Source organism: Streptomyces gilvus, assembly GCF_022513565.1.
Taxonomy (GTDB): domain Bacteria; phylum Actinomycetota; class Actinomycetes; order Streptomycetales; family Streptomycetaceae; genus Streptomyces; species Streptomyces gilvus.
Window position 1 is genome coordinate 62,870 of the sequence record NZ_JAKWBE010000030.1, and the last position, 13,153, is coordinate 76,022.

The following is a 13,153-nucleotide window of genomic DNA, read 5'->3' on the forward strand; positions in this document are numbered from 1 at the left end:
GGCGACACATCCCTGGCACCAGGCCGCGACACACGCTACGCGCGCGTCAGACAGCCCCACAAGGCTCAGCCCAGCCAGGTCTTCTCCCTACCCGGGCAATGCCATGTTCCTCACCCTCGGCAACCTCGCCTCCGACCCCCGCGCGGGCCTGCTGTTCCTGGACTGGACGACGGGCACGACTCTCCAACTGACCGGCGAGGGACAAACGGAGTTCGCGGCGGACGGCGAGCGCCGGGTGCGCTTCACCGTGTCGGAGGCGATCGAAACGCCCGGCGCGCTACCTCTGCGCTGGTCGAAGCCGGAACCCTCTCCGGCCAATCCGGCACTCGATCCGGCGCTGAGGATCTAGCGTTCAACAGCAAGGCGCCGGTCGCGGTCACAAGAAGCGACGGATCGGGATGACCGCCCCCTCCTCGACCCGCTGCACATCCTCGCCTCAGCCTCCATGCTGTTGATGCGTCATCCGCATCAATCATGCGCCTGGGTGGTAGATTCCGCGTTGTGAGTATGACGCTGGAGGAGCGGGTGCGGTCGGCGGTGGCGGCGCTTCTGCATGCGGCGGGGGAGTCGCAGACCGAGCTCGCGACCGCGCTGGGGGTGAGCCAGGCGCAGGTGAGCCGCCGTCAGTCAGGTGTCGCGGCGTGGAGTCTGGCCGACTGTGAGGTGGTCGCCGTGCATTACGGCATCGATGTTCTCGATCTCCTGGCGGGTCCGACCCGGGCTGTGGAGGCGCTGCCGGCCAGGCGGCGTCGTACCGTCGGCCGCCAGCCCCATGCGACCCGCCCCGCGGCGGTGACGGACGGGGAGATGTGATGGCTGACTTCGAGGCGATCGACGCGCTGCTCGCCCGGGCAGGGAAGGACGTCGCGCTGCCGCCCGTCGAGGAGCGGCGCGCGCTGCGGCAAGAACTCAACCTCTCGCGTGCCGAACTCGCCCGCGCCCTGGGCGTCAGCCCCTCCACGGTCGGGGGCTGGGAGGCGGGGCGGGAGCCGAGCGGGGACGTACGGGAGAAGTACGGGTACTTCCTGGAGGGAGCGCGGACCAAGCTGGCGGCCGCGACCACGGAGGAGGTCTCGGTCGAAGAGCCCGAGGGCGATGCGTCCGCAGTTGCCGGGCCGGGCGTCGGTCAGGACGACGACGTCGACGTACTCGCCGTGGCCCGGCCGTGCGTGCTGTGCGGGCAGCCGGCCCGCCACGAGGTGGCCGGATACCCGCAACACCTCGACCCCGCCGAGTGCGCCGCGGCCGTGACCGGCACCACCCCAGCCGCGCCCACCACGCCGAGCACGCAGAGTCCGACCCCTTCCAGTACCCGGCACCACCCCGGCGCACGATCGGCAGGAGGGGTACGGATCGTCCCCACCGGGCGACGCGTGCAGGCGGCCGACACGCCCGACTTGATCGCCTCCGCGGTCGCCGCCGCGCTCGACGAGCATGCCGGTGACGCGGACGCGGCCACGGCGGCGCTGATCAAACGGGCGATCCCGGATGCGATGGCGCTGCTCGACCACAGCCGCAAAGGCGGGCGCTACGACGTGATCGCGCACCCGTGGTTGCCCGACATCCTGCGCAAGCAGACCGCGCGCGGTGCGGACCAGATCTGGGAGGCCCGCCCCAAATGGACCAGGCCCGAACTGCCGCCCGGCGAGCATGAGGTGACGGCACTGGACGTCAACGGTGCCTACCTGAGCGCACTCAAGACGCATCTGCCGCTCGGCCAGCTGGAGCATTCCACCGGCGACCACCACGACCGCCGTCGCGCCGGCGTCCACCTGATCACCCCGCCCGCCTGGGAACACGACGCGTTCCTGCCGAACCCGATCGGCTCCCGGGACGAACCCGGCCCGCTGTGGGTGACGGAACCGATCCTGAGGCTGCTGCTGCGTTTGTCCGGCCCGAAGTACGCGCTGTGCGAGCCGCCGGAGATCCACGAGTCGTGGACCTCCGGTGCGACCGAGGGGCTGCTGGAGAAGTTCCGCGTCGCCCTCAAGGACGCCCGGGAGCGGGCGATCGCCGACGGCGACGAGGTGACGCTGGAGTACGTCAAGGCGATGTACTCGAAGTTCGTCTCGACGCTGGGGGAGTCGAACTACAACCGGGAGCTGTACCGCACCGACTGGATGCACCTCATCCGCTCCCAGGCCTTCGCCAACCTGTGGTGGAAGGCCCACCGGGCCTACGACGAGGGCCTGATGGTGGTGCGTGCGATGGGAACCGACGAACTGCACGTCATCGGCGACTGGCGCGCGGTCTTCCCCGAGGGGCGCGGAGTCACCGAGGTGAAGATCAAGGACGTCTACACCGTCGGCGTCGGTCCCGGTCCCGACGACCACGGCTGACCCGCGCGGACCGCGCGGCATCGACCGCCCGTACGGCCCGTACACCCCCTACAGTGATCCACACACCGAGTGACCGGAAGACCGGAAGAGCTGATGCCTGAGCGGAACATCGAGTTCGGCAAGTACGGCGCGCGCGGCATCAAGGGCCACGAAGCCGTCGCCCGCCAACTGGACGCCCTCGCCGGCTACATCACCACCCCCGTCACCGTACGCCGAGGCCTGCTCGCGCGTCTGCACTACCTCACCCGCACCGATCACGCCCGCACTGCAGCCCGCGTGGCCGGCCTGACGGTCACCGACCGCACCCTGCGCGCCTGGATCGACGGCCGTCGCGCACCCTCGAGGAAGAATCTCGAGCGCATCGACCAGGCCTACCGCACCGTGCGCCGCCAGAACATCGCCCGCTACCTCACCGCCCGCCTCAACCGCGAGGGTCGCGGCACCCGCGTCGAGATCCACCCCCTCAACCAGTCCGGCGTCGACCGCCCCCGCCAGCGAGTCGTGGAGTTCCGCACCCTCAATGTGCGCCGCTGGGACCGCATCGTGGCCGCCTGGGCGGCCGGCGACGACCCGGAGCTGGACAACGCCTGGATCGACCAGGTCGTGGACCTCGGCTCGCAGTGGGGCCAGTACGAGTACGTCACGAACATCGGCTTCGCCGCCTGAGACGCGCCCCGACGGGCCGTCATGCACGGCTCTCTGGCAGGGGGTACGGCAGGGGATCCGTGATCCAGCCTGCCGCCAGTACGAGCCGTGTATGGCGATGCAGGGCGAGGAAGCCGAAGGGGCGGTCGAAGGCGGCGCTGATCCTGGTGGTGACGTAGCGGAGGTCCGGCACGCCACCGCCGACTGCGGCGAACGCTGTCACCGCCGCGGCTTCGAAGCCCAACGCGCCGAACCGCGCCAGGGTGTTCTGCTGGGCCGACCCGATGGCGAGCGGGAAGGCGCTGATGCCGGGGAAGTGCCCGCGCGCGGTGTCCTGTGCCGTCGTGAGCCCGAACAACCGGTGCAGCCTCAGCAGATCGTGGTTGGCGCTGATCCGGTACGCCACGGTCGTCACGTCCAGCGACGGCGGCTCGGGCCGCGTGCAGCGCACCTTTTCCACCCGCAGGCCGGGGCCCACGTTCCCGTACGGCAGTCGCGGCCCCGGGACGACCGAGCACCGGCCGGCGAGGATCTCCACCCCGGCTTCCAGCACCTGCCCCGGTTTCATGTCCTCTTCGCCGAGCAGCAGGTGCACGTCGAGGGCGTTGTTGCCCAGCACCTTCAGTTCGGTGACGTATCCGCCGGGTGTGTCCGCCAGCCCGACCCGGTCGAGCACGGCACTGGAGCGCCGCAGTCCCAGCCGCGGCTCGGTGGCCCAGGGCTCGTACGCCGTATCCAGTACCGTCTCGTCGAAGGGGCTCAGCCACTGGGTGCGCAAGGTCAGCGCGCTCGCCAGCACCATCTCCGTGTCCTCGGTCAGCGTGACCGGCATGCGTTCGATCAGGCCGCCGGTGCGCTTCACCGTCCAGGCGTCCAGCGCCTGGTGATCGGCAACGGGATCCCCGGTGAGCACCCCATGGGCGTCAGCCGGCAGACCTGCTTCCCACTCCGGCCTCAGCTGCAGCGTGCGCTTCGTCCACAGCCCCAGAGCCGTGTCCAGTCCCCGCATGGCTCCCGTCGCGGCAAGCAACTCGCGTGCCGCGTCCGCAGCTTGCCCGGTGGGAAGCCCGAGAGCCTCGGTCAGCTCGGCCCGCGCAGCGCCCTCCGCCCGGTCGGCGAGGTAGGCCAGCAGCGGCCACACCCCCGCCGCCGAGAACGCCGTGCCCTCCTCCGAGGCGCCCGCCCACCGCGCGGTCAACCCGTTCACCGCGCGCACGGTCGTCGACGCGACTCCCATTCCACCCCCAGGGTCAGCAGCCTCGCTAGATGATTTTCCCAGGAGCCAGTGATCGTAGGCGATCAGTGAGCGTGGGGCGGTTTGTCCGGTGGCGTCGTTGTGCCAGATCGCTGGGCTCAACGCGCTCGTTGATCGATTCGATGCCCCTTCGACCACACCACCAGGAGGAACCAGTGTCATACCCGCAACCGCTCACCCCCGAGGAGAAACTCGCCGACGCGAAGAAGCTGTTGAGCCTTCCGCGTATCGTCGTGATCTGCGGCTCCACCCGCTTCATGACCGAGATGAACGAGGCCGATCTGCGGGAGACCACAGCCGGACGGATTGTCGTCAAGCCGGGCTGTGACATGAAGTCGCCGCACGAACTTTGGTCCGATCCTGTCGAGGCCGAGGCGCTGAAGGTCCGACTCGACGATCTGCACCGGGCGAAGATCCGGCTCGCTGATGAGGTGCTCGTGGTCGGTGACTACATCGGAGACAGCACCCGAGCGGAAATCGCCTATGCCCGGTCGCTGGGCAAGGCCGTGCGGTTCACGCACCCCGAAGTTGACCCTGACGCGTGACCGCCCGCCCTACACCCTCTTGAGTCATAGAGAGGTCTCCCGCGAGCAGCCACGCCTGAAAGGTAGGACATATCGTGACCGTCGGCAGTTGAGCGCTTTGGATGTGAATGCCAGTGCGCACATGTGTTCTGCCTCACTATCGAGGGTGCTGGGCAACCCCGGCGACAGGGAAATCTTCTCCCTCATGTGAAGATCCTCGGAAGGCGGCCTCGCCTGCTCATATTCCTGACTCTGGCCGTGGTGGCGGCCGTGACAGTGACCGTCGCCGTGGTCATCCAGGCGAACAAGATGCAGACGCTTTCCCCGCGCGAAGAACGGGACCGGGTCGCCTCTGGAACTGGCCTGTCGTCGGGACAGGTGGACTGCCGGAAGGCCAAGTGCATCGCGCTCACCTTCGACGGGAACCCGGGCGAACCCACCGACCGGCTGATGGACCTCCTGAAGGAGTACAAGGCGCCGTCGACGTTCTTCCTTGAGGGGCGGCGCATCCACAAGTATCCAGGTGTGGTGCGGCGGATCGCCGAGGAAGGACACGAGATCGGGGACCACACCTGGACGCACGCGGTGCTGACCGATGTCTCCGATGCGCAGATCCGCGACGAGCTGCGCCGCACGGCTCGGGCCATAGCCGGCATCACTGGCAGCGAGCCGACGCTGATGCGCCCGCCCCAGGGCCGTACCGATGACCGCGTCTCCAAGGTCGCGAAGAAAATGGGGATGGCGCAGGTGCTGTGGACGGTGACCGCGAAGGACTACGAGACGGACGACAGCGCGCTGATCATCAAGCGCGTGCTGGACGGCGCCGACCGCGACGGGATCATCCTGCTCCACCCGCTGCACAAGGGCACCGTGCCGGCCATGCCTTCCATCCTGAAGGCGCTCAGCAAGCAGGGCTACACCTTCGTGACCGTCTCTCAGCTGCTCGCTCCGGCGAAGGCCGAGCCGGGCAAGATCTACCGGTGACTGACTGACAAGCCATGCTTTCGCCTCACACGGACCGGACCGTGTGCCGCGGCCGGGTGCACGAACTGCGGGAGATCCAACGCGATCCTCTGTCCTACCGCCCTCGCGCCTTCTCCAGGTTCGACCGGTGGGGGCCGAAGAGCCAGTCCGCATGCGGCCCCAGGCGTGCGTCGACGGGTTCCTCTCCTCGCCGGAGTGCGTCGATGTAGGCGTGATCGGCGGCGAGGCGGGCGGCCACCTCGGGGCCCTCGGCCACGGCGCCGTGGCCGGGTACCACGACATCGACTTGCTTGGCGGCCTCGTCCAGCCGGTCGAGGGCCGTCTCGTAGGCGTTCACCTGATCGTCCTGGCGAATGTCGAAGAGCGGGATCAGGACGTCGGAGAGCATGTCGCCGGCGAGCAGGACCCCACGGTCCCGGAGGAGGATCGCGGCGTGGCCGACAGCGTGGGCCCGATGCTCGACGATCTCGCCCGGCACGGGCCCGCCGTCCGCCGGCAGCGGAGTGACGAGCGCGATCGGCTCGAGGGGGATGCCCGACGCGCTCTGCTCCGCCATCGCCTGAGCCCGCTCGCGGGCTTCACCGGCCACGTGGGCGGCGGCGGGGGTCGCGTAGCGCGGTACGTCGCCGAACCGGGGATGCCAGAGCAAGTGGTCCCAGTGGGGATGGGTGGAGAACCCGGCGACCACCGGGATGCCGAGCTGGTCCACGGCATCGGCGAGCTGGTCCAACTCGGAGCCGTTGATGCCGGGATCGATCAGGATCAACCCGTCCTCCCCACGGACCACGATGGAATTGCTCCAGACCCACTCGCTCTGCCGGACCCAGACGCCGTCGGCCACCTGATGCAGCTTGTCCATGTCCACTCCCTCGTTCGGCTACGGTGCTGAGACTGCGTTCGGCAGCCAAACTCATCGCTTCCAGCGGCGGGACTCGAAGTCGTCCGGGGTTGGCACGCGGGGCGAGGTGAGTGGCGAGACCGGTCAGGATCGGAGAAGCCTCTGCCGGCGTGCGGGCTCTAGCGTGATGGTCATGGCGAACACCACTTCCACCGCTGCTCACACGTCCCTCGCGTCCGTCACCCTTGAGGTGGCCGACCTTGAGGCCGCCCGCCGCTTCTACACGGCCTTCGGCGTGGACGCCTACATAGGCCTGCGGGCCTCGACAACCCATTCCACCGGATTCCGCGGCTTCACGATGGCGCTGACGGTGCCCGGACCGGCCACCGTCGACGGCTTCGTCGCCGACGCCGTGGACGCCGGCGCCACGGTGCTGAAACCAGCCGCGAAGTCGCTGTGGGGTTACGGCGGCGTCGTCGAGGCCCCGGACGGGACGATCTGGAAGATCGCGACCTCGGCGAAGAAGGACACCGGTCCCGCCACCCGCGAGATCGACGACGTGGTCCTCCTGATCGGCGTCGAGGACGTGAAGGCCACCAGGCAGTTCTACGTCGGCCGGGGCCTGACCGTGGCCAAGAGCTTCGGCGGCAAGTACACCGAGTTCGCGCCCGGCCAGTCCAGTCCCGTCAAGCTGGCCCTCTACAAGCGGCGTGCCCTGGCCAGGGATCTCGGCGTCCCCGCCGACGGCACCGGATCGCACCGCATCGTCCTCGGCAGCACCGCCGACTCCTTCACCGACCCGGACGGCTTCACCTGGGAGGCCGCTGCCTAGCCCAGTTCCGCCTGCGTCCGTCGACGGCAGCGTAACTGACGCAGGTGCGTCGGTTGGCTGTAGGGTGGAGGCATGCCGAGCAGGAGTGAGGGGCTACGGGCTGACGCGGCACGGAACCGGGAGCTGATTCTGAGCGCCGCGCGCACCGTCTTCGCGGAACAGGGGCTGGGCGCGTCGATGCGCCAGATCGCGGCGCGGGCCGGAGTGGGAGAGCCCACGCTCCGGCGTCGCTTCGCCTCGAAGGAGGACCTGGTCGCCGAGGCGTTCGAGGACAAGATCACGGTGTACGCCGATCTCGCCCGGGACGCCCTGGACGAGCCGGAGCCCGGCGAGGGGCTGTTCCTGTTCCTCGAGCAGGTCGCGCGGATGCAACTGGTCGACCGCGGGTTCGCCGCGGTCCTCACCATGACCTTCCCGAAGTCGATGCGCTGCGAGCAAGAGCGCAGGCGGGCATTCGGGACCATCCAGCGACTGGTCACCAGGGCCCAGGAGGCGGGGACGCTGCGCCAGGACTTCGTGACCGAGGACATCGTCATGCTGCTGCTCTCGCACGCCGGTGTCGTGGCCGGTTCCGGAGCCCTGGCCGAGCAGTTCTCCGCCCGTCTGCTGGCGTACGCGAGAGATGCCGTCACTGCCCCCGGTCCGCGTCCTCTGCCGCCCGCGCCGTCGCCCGCGCGTGTGTACAAGACGCTGATGGGTCTGCACGAAACGCGCTGACTCGGCGCCGGCATCGAGAGCGACATGTCACAAGGAAGGCGTGCGCCGTGGATCGGCCCGGCGCATGCGGTCGTACGCACAGACAGGCGGAGTACGTGGAGATAGGCGCTTTCACATTCGTCGACGTAGGAGTCGGCGGGGGAGTGGGGCCGGCACAGCGGATCCCGGAACTGCTGGAAGAGATCGCTCTGGCCGACGAGGTCGGACTGGACGTGTTCGGCCTCGGCGAGCATCACCGGCCCGGCTTCGGGGCGCCCGCGCCGGTGGTGCTGCTGGCCGCCGCGGCGGCCCGGACGTCACGGATCCGACTCACCAGCGCCGTGACCGTGCTGGGAGCCGACGATCCTGTGCGGGTGTTCGAGCAGTTCGCCGCCCTGGACCTGGTTGCGCAAGGGCGGGCCGAGATCATGGCCGGCCGTGGGGCGTTCACCGACGCGTACCGCCTGTTCGGGCACGACCTCAACGACTACGACGCCCTGTTCGACGAAAAGCTGCGTCTGCTGCTCGCGCTGCGCGAGCCCGAGCCGGTCACCTGGAAGGGCGACTTCAGGGCGCCTCTGACACAGGAACTCGTCACGCCGCGCCCGGTGCAGGAACGGCTCCCCGTGTGGGTCGCGTCCGGCGGCAACCCCCAGTCCGTCGCGCGCGCCGCATCCCTCGGTCTCCCGGTGGCCCTCGGAACGATCGGCGGCACGGCCGACCAGTTCGCCCCCCTGGCCGGGCTCTTCCGTGACGCGCTGGAGCACTACGGCCGGCCGCCGCAGCCCTTGGCCGTCTCGGTGCACGGCTTCGTCGCCGACACCTCCCAGAAAGCGGCCGACATCTATTTCCCCGCCGACGCCGCGCTGTTCAACACGGCGGGCAGGGAGCGCGGCCTGCCCACGGTCACCGCAGCCGACATCGCGGCCAAGAACGGTCCCGGAAGCACCTACGCCGTGGGCTCACCCCAGCAGGTCGTGGAGAAACTGCTGTACCAGCATGAGGTGCTCGGCCACCAGCGGGCCCTGCTCCAACTCGCCGTCGGCCCCGTGGGCCACCGTGAGGTGATGCGGGCCATCGAACTGCTGGGTACAGAGGTGGCACCGGTCGTGCGCGCGGAGGTCGCCCGTCGCGAGTCCCAGGTCGCGCAGGGGAGTCACCTCCAGAAGTGAGTGGTGCGTGGTGCCGCACCCGTGCTCAGCGCACGCGGACAGGCAGCGAGGTGAACCCACGTGTGATGTTGTTCAGCGGCGCACCGGATCGCCGTCGAGTTCGATGTGCTCCACCCGCCCGGCCAGCGCCTTGGCGACCACCTCGGCGAGGTACGCCATGAGCGCCTCGGCCCTGGGCACGGAGGCCGCCCGTACGGCACGTCGGGGCCCGCAGAGTCGAACCAGCCGGCCGCCGTGTGCAGCAGTTGGTCGCGACCCTCCCGCGGCCAGCCGATCAGGTCCGTCGCCCCACGAAGCTGCTGTAGACGGCGGGCAGGTTCCCGGGCGTACTGGTGGTCACGTTTCCTCGCCTCCCGTGGTGGAAACCGTGGCAGAATGCTAAGGAAACCTGTCGGTCGAGGGCAAGCGCCGTGGGCGGGCCCCTGAGCGTGTCCGGACCTTCATGAGATCGTTCGTGACCGTGGGGGACGGCGACGCGTCGAGGAGCTCTTGGTGACGACCCGAGGAAGCAGCGCTGCCGGGGAGCCACCCTTGAGCGCCGACCACCACACCCCCGCGCCGTAGGCCAGGTCGTCGAGGCGGCGGGCGGCCGCGTACCGGACGGGGTCGAGGCCGGTCCGCCGGGGCCGGTACTCCAGGGCGATGTCCAGCACGGCCGCCGCGGCGGCGGCCCGGCGGACCCGGCGGGAGACGAGACAGCCCGCCACGGTCACGGGCCACCAGTGCCGGGTCGCAAGCGCGCCGCCCTGGGCCAGGGCGGACACCGCGCCGGCGGTGGTGAGACGTAGGGCCTGGCGGGCCGGTTGCCCGGTGCCGGCCAGGGTGCGGGAGACGCGGACGGCGGTGACGCCCCACAGCGCTGCGGCCACCGGCAGCGACCAGCGGCGCTGGGCGGCCACGGCGAGCAGCAGCCCCGCACTCCACGGGGCGAGTACGGCCGGGGCGATGGCGGTGGGGTGGCGTACGGCCAGGGGGTGGGCGCCGGTGCCGTACTCGGCCTTGCGCCGGAACCAGTCGGTGAAGCCGGTCCGGTGCTCGTGGGCGGCGTGCACGGAGGGGTCGTACCGGACGCGCCAGCCGCTGTCCGTCATCCGCCAGCACAGGTCGACGTCCTCGCCCATGCGCATCCCGTCGTCGAAGCCGCCCAGTGTGCGCAGCACGTCGACGCGGGCCACGGCGCAGGCGCTCGGCACCCAGGAGACGGGGGTGCCCGGGCGGACGGAGGCCGGGTGCGCGCCCAGGTCGAGGGAGGAGCGGGTGCCCTCGTACCGGCTGATCCAGCCTTCGCGGTCATCGGTGCCGAGAGCGGTGATCCGGGGTACGGCCATGGCGACGGACGGGTCGGCGAAGTGCGCCAGCAGCGTGGGCACGGTATGAGGCGGAAGCTCGATGTCGGAGTCTACGAACGCCACATGACGTGTCGTCACCTGACGCAGGCCCGCGTTCCGGGCGCCTGCGGGCCCCAGGTTCTCGGGGAGGGACAGCAGGCGCGCTCCATGGTGCGCCGCGACGGCAGCCACGGCCTCCGGGCGGTGCGAGGCGTCGTCCACGACGATGACGGGGGCGTCGGCGGGGATGCAGGAGAGCAGGCGGGCGAGCTGCCGGGGGCGGTCCCGCACGGGGATCACGTAGGTGCAGCTCTGGCCGGTTGCCGTGGCGGGGATCGCCGGCCCCGTGAGCACCGGGTGGGCCATCGCGGCGTCCAGCAGACGTTCCGCCAGGGCCGCGCCCGCCGCGTCCCGGACGGTCAGGGTGCGCCCGGACAGCAGTGCGCGGGCCCGGGGGGTGAGGCGGAGCAGCCGGGAGGGCCGGCCTCCGAGCAGTGCGCGTCCGCCGTCGAGAACGCGGGTGTCACGGTCCAGGGCGACCGCGAAGCCATGCGGCAGGGTCATGAACAGGCGGCTTTCATACGGAAGTTGGATGCTGGGATGCTGGGACGAGGAGACGGCCGCGCGGGTCGGGCCGCCACGCCGTGATGCGGTGGACGACGGCGGTGACCATGTCCTCGGCCCACGCACGGCCCTCCTCGGCGTCGGCCCCGGTGGGATCGCCGAGAACGCCGTTGGGCGACACCGCGCGGACGCCCTGGGCCCTCAGCTCCGGCATCAGCTCGGCGAGAGGGCAGGCGTTCCCGGGGGCGGCGGCCGTGAGACGGACGTCGTCGGGAGCGAAGTGGAGCATGAGCGAGGTCTCGGTCCGGCCGGCGTGGGCGTCGCCGCCGGGTGTGTCGCAGCCGACCCAGGCCACCTCGTGGCCCTCCGCGCGGAGTTGGGCGACGGCGGCGTCGAGCGTGGGTACGTTGCCGCCGTGCCCGTTGACGAACACGGTCCGTCCGGCCCACAGCGACAGTGACCGTACGGTCTCCACCAGGAGGAAGCGCAGGGCCTCGTGCCCGACGGAGACCGTGCCGGGGAAACCCGCGTGCTCACCGCTGGCCCCGTACGCGATGGCCGGCGCCGGCAGCACATGGGGGCCGAGGCGGTCCGCCGCGCGCCGGGCCACCTGGGTCGCGATGACGGTGTCGGTGCTGAGGGGCAGGTGCGGTCCGTGCTGCTCGGTCGAGCCGACCGGGACCAGGACCAGCGGCCGCTTCGGCACCTCGGGCCAGGCGGTGCGGGCAAGTTCAGCCGCTGGCGGGTACGGCGGGACCGGTGCCGTCATGTGCTGAGCGGGTCCGCGGTGCGGGTCGCGCCGAGGGTGCGGGTGAAGCCGCCGGGGATGACGAGGTCGTCAGGGGACAGTTCGTGGACGGAGGAGTGGCCGAGGCCGAGGACGGCGGAGTCGAGGCCGCCGCGCAGGATGTCGAGGACGTTCTCCACACCGCCCTGCCCGCCCGCGCCCAGCCCCCACAGATAGGCGCGGCCGATCAGCACCGCACGTGCCCCCAGCGCCAGCGCCTTCGCCACGTCGCTGCCGCGCCGGACGCCGCCGTCGAGCAGCACCTCGATCTGGTCGCCGACCGCCTCGGCGACGGAGGGCAGCACCCGGATGGTGGCCGGGGTGGTGTCCAGGTTGTTGCCGCCGTGGTTGGAGACGGAGATCGCGGAGACGCCGATGTCCACGGCGCGCTTGGCGTCGTCGACCCGGGTGACGCCCTTGAGCAGGAACGGCCCGCCCCACTCCTCCCGCATCCACTTGACGTCGTCCCAGGTGGGGGGAGGGGTCTGCATCCACTCGCCGTAGGCCCCGAAGAACGTGGGGGCTTCGCCTCCCGGCGAGCGCAGGTTGGGGGTGGTGAGGTCGGGAATGCGTCCGGACTTGGCGAACGTCCACAGCCAGCGGGGGTGCGGGAGGACCTTGGGGGCGAACTTCACGGCCGTCTTCAGGTCGATCCGGTCCGGGATCTCGGGGCTGCCCCAGTCGCGGCCGTGGGAGAAGGACCAGTCGAGGGTGGCGATGAGCGCCTTGGCTCCGGCGGCCCGCGCCCGTTCCATGCGCTGGGACATCGCCTCGCGGGTGCCGGTCCAGTACATCTGGTAGAACGTCTTGGGGTTGGCGGCGGCGACCTCCTCCACCGGCTTGGAGGCGAAGGAGCTCAGCCCCATGATCACGTCACGGTTCGCCGCCGCGCGCGCCACCGCGACCTCACCGTCGGGATGGACGGCCTGCACGCCGGTGGGGGAGATGACCACGGGCAGGGCGGTCTCCACCCCGAGCACGGTGGTGGAAAGGTCCCGCTGCGCTTGGTGGCCCACGACGCGTGGCGCGAAGCCGACTTCGGTGAACGCGTCGAGGTTGTCCTCCAACGTGCGGCCCCGCTCGGAGCCGGCCACGAGGGCGTCGTAGACGGTGCGGGGGAGGTACTTCTTCGCGCGGCGCTGAGCCTCCGCGACGGTCTCGAACCAGGCGTTTCTGCCCATGGTGCGGC

At 70.7% G+C, this 13,153-nt stretch carries 13 protein-coding genes and 1 pseudogene; 9 read left to right on the forward strand and 5 right to left on the reverse strand.

What is annotated here, in order from left to right; all coding sequences use genetic code 11:
- Nucleotides 1–52: 52 nt before the first annotated feature.
- The 4 genes and pseudogenes from MKW14_RS33175 to MKW14_RS33190 all read left to right on the forward strand — a co-directional run.
- Nucleotides 53–349: pseudogene (locus MKW14_RS33175) on the forward strand (hypothetical protein); the annotation flags it as partial.
- Nucleotides 350–501: 152 nt separating this feature from the next.
- On the forward strand, nt 502–813 hold the full coding sequence (locus tag MKW14_RS33180) for a helix-turn-helix domain-containing protein (RefSeq protein ID WP_374116628.1): 312 nt from the start codon (nt 502–504) through the stop codon (nt 811–813).
- The gene (locus tag MKW14_RS33185; protein ID WP_240869122.1) at nt 813–2,339 is read left to right on the forward strand and encodes a helix-turn-helix domain-containing protein; all 1,527 of its coding nucleotides are present in this window, start codon (nt 813–815) and stop codon (nt 2,337–2,339) included. Before MKW14_RS33180 ends, MKW14_RS33185 begins: the two co-directional genes overlap by 1 nt.
- Nucleotides 2,340–2,432: 93 nt before the next feature.
- Nucleotides 2,433–3,005, forward strand: coding sequence for a transcriptional regulator (locus MKW14_RS33190; RefSeq protein ID WP_240869125.1), 573 nt, complete (start codon nt 2,433–2,435; stop codon nt 3,003–3,005).
- Between the two features lie 19 nt (nt 3,006–3,024).
- Here MKW14_RS33190 and MKW14_RS33195 read toward each other — a convergent pair whose 3' ends face one another.
- Nucleotides 3,025–4,221 (reverse strand): serpin family protein, encoded by a 1,197-nt coding sequence (locus MKW14_RS33195; protein WP_240869127.1) that lies wholly within the window; start codon nt 4,219–4,221, stop codon nt 3,025–3,027.
- Between the two features lie 140 nt (nt 4,222–4,361).
- On the opposite strand from MKW14_RS33195, the gene MKW14_RS33200 reads away from it, so the two are divergent.
- Entirely contained in the window at nt 4,362–4,784 is a 423-nt protein-coding gene (locus MKW14_RS33200; RefSeq protein WP_240869232.1) for a hypothetical protein, read from the forward strand.
- A gap of 186 nt (nt 4,785–4,970) precedes the next feature.
- Nucleotides 4,971–5,747 (forward strand): polysaccharide deacetylase family protein, encoded by a 777-nt coding sequence (locus MKW14_RS33205; RefSeq protein ID WP_240869129.1) that lies wholly within the window; start codon nt 4,971–4,973, stop codon nt 5,745–5,747.
- Between the two features lie 94 nt (nt 5,748–5,841).
- Here the strand turns inward: MKW14_RS33205 and MKW14_RS33210 are convergent, their stop codons facing one another.
- Nucleotides 5,842–6,606, reverse strand: coding sequence for an MBL fold metallo-hydrolase (locus MKW14_RS33210; protein ID WP_240869131.1), 765 nt, complete (start codon nt 6,604–6,606; stop codon nt 5,842–5,844).
- Between the two features lie 166 nt (nt 6,607–6,772).
- Between MKW14_RS33210 and MKW14_RS33215 the strand changes: the two genes are divergently transcribed.
- From MKW14_RS33215 to MKW14_RS33225, 3 genes are all read left to right on the forward strand, one after another.
- The gene (locus tag MKW14_RS33215) at nt 6,773–7,417 is read left to right on the forward strand and encodes a glyoxalase (protein ID WP_240869235.1); all 645 of its coding nucleotides are present in this window, start codon (nt 6,773–6,775) and stop codon (nt 7,415–7,417) included.
- A 72-nt stretch (nt 7,418–7,489) separates the two neighbouring features.
- On the forward strand, nt 7,490–8,134 hold the full coding sequence (locus MKW14_RS33220; RefSeq protein ID WP_240869136.1) for a TetR/AcrR family transcriptional regulator: 645 nt from the start codon (nt 7,490–7,492) through the stop codon (nt 8,132–8,134).
- Nucleotides 8,135–8,229: 95 nt separating this feature from the next.
- Nucleotides 8,230–9,285 carry an LLM class flavin-dependent oxidoreductase gene (locus MKW14_RS33225; protein ID WP_308314664.1) on the forward strand — a complete coding sequence of 352 codons (1,056 nt, stop codon included), beginning with the start codon at nt 8,230–8,232 and terminating at the stop codon, nt 9,283–9,285.
- 440 nt (nt 9,286–9,725) lie between these two features.
- Here MKW14_RS33225 and mftF read toward each other — a convergent pair whose 3' ends face one another.
- From mftF to mftD, 3 genes are read right to left on the reverse strand one after another with little or no spacing between them, the layout of a single operon-like run.
- Nucleotides 9,726–11,177 carry a mycofactocin biosynthesis glycosyltransferase MftF gene (gene mftF / locus MKW14_RS33230; RefSeq protein WP_240869144.1) on the reverse strand — a complete coding sequence of 484 codons (1,452 nt, stop codon included), beginning with the start codon at nt 11,175–11,177 and terminating at the stop codon, nt 9,726–9,728.
- A 13-nt stretch (nt 11,178–11,190) separates the two neighbouring features.
- The gene (mftE, locus tag MKW14_RS33235; protein ID WP_240869147.1) at nt 11,191–11,946 is read right to left on the reverse strand and encodes a mycofactocin biosynthesis peptidyl-dipeptidase MftE; all 756 of its coding nucleotides are present in this window, start codon (nt 11,944–11,946) and stop codon (nt 11,191–11,193) included.
- Nucleotides 11,943–13,145 (reverse strand): pre-mycofactocin synthase MftD, encoded by a 1,203-nt coding sequence (mftD, locus tag MKW14_RS33240; RefSeq protein ID WP_240869150.1) that lies wholly within the window; start codon nt 13,143–13,145, stop codon nt 11,943–11,945. Before mftD ends, mftE begins: the two co-directional genes overlap by 4 nt.
- Between the last annotated feature and the right edge of the window lie 8 nt (nt 13,146–13,153).